Origin of the sequence: Accumulibacter sp., from assembly GCF_016789985.1 — a bacterium.
Taxonomy (GTDB): domain Bacteria; phylum Pseudomonadota; class Gammaproteobacteria; order Burkholderiales; family Rhodocyclaceae; genus Accumulibacter.
On sequence record NZ_JAEUOL010000215.1, the window covers coordinates 1 to 3,393 of the forward strand.

At 62.7% G+C, this 3,393-nt stretch carries 2 protein-coding genes and 1 pseudogene; 2 read left to right on the forward strand and 1 reads right to left on the reverse strand.

The features are described 5' to 3' along the window. Nucleotides 1–267: pseudogene (locus tag JNK99_RS12490) on the forward strand (hypothetical protein); the annotation flags it as partial. Nucleotides 268–351: 84 nt separating this feature from the next. Here the strand turns inward: JNK99_RS12490 and JNK99_RS12495 are convergent. After that, nucleotides 352–1,395 (reverse strand): AraC family transcriptional regulator, encoded by a 1,044-nt coding sequence (locus JNK99_RS12495; RefSeq protein ID WP_291853581.1) that lies wholly within the window; start codon nucleotides 1,393–1,395, stop codon nucleotides 352–354. A gap of 219 nt (nucleotides 1,396–1,614) precedes the next feature. Here JNK99_RS12495 and JNK99_RS12500 point away from each other — a divergent pair. Further along, the coding region (locus JNK99_RS12500) for a cobalamin-dependent protein (RefSeq protein WP_291853579.1) at nucleotides 1,615–3,393 on the forward strand (1,779 nt) is incomplete at its 3' end.

Here is a 3,393-nt window from a genome sequence, read left to right on the forward strand (position 1 = left end):
GAAATTGTCCAGCTCTCGCGCTATGGATTCCAGGCACACACGCTGATTGCCGTGCCGATCAATGTCTGGGGTGAGGTGACGATCCAGCTCGGGCCGGCCGAAGTGTCACGCATCCAGGTTGCGGCTTCCCGGGAATCGGGGATGGGAGTGTATGGCTTCCGGCTTGGCGAACCGGACCTCATCTGGCGCAAGTTCGTCAATGCGCTGTACAGCGGCAGCACGCATGCCGACCTCGAAGACGCGACCCGTTTCCTGACCGACCGCTAGACGCTGCTGCGGCGGCCGTCGGCTGTTCGCCTGCCGCAGCCTGGGCTGCTGCATCATCAGGCTGGTGCGCTTCCTCCGTGTTCACTACGGTTTCACTCCCTCCGGGGTGGCTTGCATGCGTCGCCGATAGTGTGCAGGTGCCATGCCGGTCCATCTCAGGAAGGCGCGGTAGAAAGCCGCGCTGTCGGCGAAACCCAGGTCGGCGGCGATCTGCGCCAGCCCCTGACGGGTCTTGGCCAGGCGATTGATGGCCAGGTCACGACGCAGGGCATCCTTGATTGCCTGAAAGCTCGAACCCTCTTCTTCCAGCCGCCGATGCAGCGTCCTGGGCGAGAGATGCAACGAACGGGCGATATCGGCCAGCGACGCCGCTGCCGGCAAGCTGTCGCGCAGCGCGTTGCGAACGCGCTGCACCATTTCGCGATCGCGCCGATAAAGTGTGGTCAGCTTGCCCGGTGCGCCATCGAGAAAGGCTTGCAGGGCAGCCTCGTCACGGCGGATGGGCAATTCCAGCAGGTTGGCCGCAAAGAGCGCGCCGAGCTCCCGGGCATCAAAGGTCGATTGGGCCGTGTAGATCAGCACATAATCATCCGCATGCTCCGGGCGTGGGTACGGAAAAGCGACCGCATCGAGCACGATGCTGCGTCCGACCAGCCAGGAGAACAGACCGTGCAGCAGGCGCAGCAACCATTCGAAGGCGAAGACCCGACCGATGGCCAGTGGGCGCAGTTCGGTGATGCAGAGACAGGCCTGTTCCGGGTTGCAGTCGAGCCGGACGGCGAGATCGGGCAGAACGAGGCGCAGGAAGCGGGCGCTGCGCTCGATCGCCTGCGCCAGCGTCGGTGCGGTAATCACGCTGCGACAAAGGAACTCGAAGGCGCCGCTTCTGATCGGCAGAGAGAAGAGGCCGAAGCCTTCGTCGTCGAGTTCCCGGTTGATCAGGTTGTACAGTTCGGCATAGCGGTCGATCGGCACGCGCGCCTGCGGGTCGCTCAGCAGGCGACCGGCAATGTGTGCACGCTCGAGCAGCGGGGCGCTGTCACGACCGGCCCGGCCAAGGCCGGCCAGCATTCCCTGCACAAAGGCGATGGCCACCGTGGCGCGTACCGGCGACGTTGCGCCGGCCATGCTCGGAAGGTTCTCGGGGCCGGTCCTGGCGGTCTTCTCAGGGTATGGCATCGGTTTCTCGCAAGGCTGTGTATTGACAGGATATTTCAAGTTGGCAAGATTTACATTGCCGGCGGCGTTTTGGGTAATGGCTTTATTGGCGTCAACTTCCTACCATGTGGGTCCGCGTGAATTTTCCGGCAACCAACATCCTTCCGATCATCGTGGAGCGCAAACGACATGACTGACCTTTCCATTGCCAAGAAGCTCTCGCCCTACAAGCCCAAGCACAAGGTGCGCTTCGTCACCGCCGCTTCGCTCTTCGACGGGCATGACGCTTCGATCAACATCATGCGCCGCATCCTGCAATCGACCGGTGCCGAGGTCATCCATCTCGGCCACAACCGCTCGGTGCAGGAGATCGTAAACGCGGCTCTGCAGGAAGACGTGCAGGGAATCGCCATCACCTCCTACCAGGGCGGCCACGTCGAGTTCTTCAAGTACATGATCGATCTTCTGAAGGCCGGCGGAGGAGAGAACATCAAGGTGTTCGGCGGCGGCGGCGGCGTCATCGTGCCGAGCGAGATCGACGAGCTGCACGCCTATGGCGTGACACGGGTCTACTCGCCGGAAGACGGTCAGTCGATGGGTCTGCAGGGAATGATCAATGAGGTGGTGGCCAAGTCCGACAACGAGCTCTCCAGGCTCGCACCGCATGATCCCGACGCGGTATTTGCCGCATTGAAGAGCACCGACCGCCGCAAGCTGGCGCAGATCATCACCGCTCTGGAGAACGGCGCCTATCCTGACGCCTTGCGCAAGAAGCTGGTACATGCCGCGGCCGGGCTCAAGGTGCCGACGCTCGGCATCACCGGAACCGGCGGTGCCGGGAAGTCGTCGCTCACCGACGAACTGGTGCGGCGCTTCCGGCTCGATCAGGGAGACAGCCTCCGGCTGGCGATCATTTCGATCGATCCGTCGCGCAAGCGCACCGGCGGCGCACTGCTCGGCGACCGCATCCGGATGAACGCGATCGAGCACCCGAACATCTACATGCGCTCGCTGGCCACCCGTGAGACGGGCTCCGAGTTGTCCGCTGCCTTGCCCGAGGTAATCGCCGCCTGCAAGCTGTCGGGTTTCGATCTGGTGATCGTCGAGACTTCGGGAATCGGACAGGGCAACGCCGCCATCGTGCCGCTGGTCGATGTCTCGCTGTACGTCATGACGCCGGAGTTCGGTGCGGCTTCGCAACTCGAAAAGATCGACATGCTCGACTTCGCGGATTGCGTCGCGATCAACAAGTTCGATCGCAAGGGTGCCGACGATGCACTGCGCGACGTGCGCAAGCAGTATCAGCGCAATCACGAGGCGTTCAATCAGAGCCCCGACGAAATGCCGGTTTTCGGCACCATGGCGGCACGTTTCAACGATGACGGCGTAACCGCACTTTATCAGGCGATCGCACCGAAACTGCACGGCCTTGGGCTGAAACTGAAAAAGGGCAGGTTGCCGCTGGTTGGCGTGCGGCAATCGTCCAACCAGCGCGCGATCGTTCCGGCAAAACGCGTGCGCTACCTGGCCGAGATTGCCGAGGCGGTCCGCATTTACCACGCGCACACCACCGAGCAGGCGGAGATCGCCCGGCAGCGGCAATCGTTGAGAACCGCCAAATCCCTTTTCGAAGGCTGTGGCAAGCCGGCAAACGACTTCGATGAACTGATCGCCTGGAAGGACGGGCAACTCGACGCGCGCTCGAAGAAACTGCTCGACATGTGGCCAAAGACCGTCGAGCTCTATGCGCAGGATGAGTACGTGGTCAAGATCCGCGACAAGGAGATCCGCACCCGGCTGACCAATACCTCGCTATCGGGGTCGCGCATCCGCAAGGTGTCGTTGCCGGCCTACCAGGATGAGGGTGAGGTGCTGCGCTTCCTGATGCGCGAGAACGTTCCGGGTTCCTTCCCCTTCACCGCCGGCGTCTTCGCCTTCAAGCGCGAGAATGAGGACCCGACGCGGATG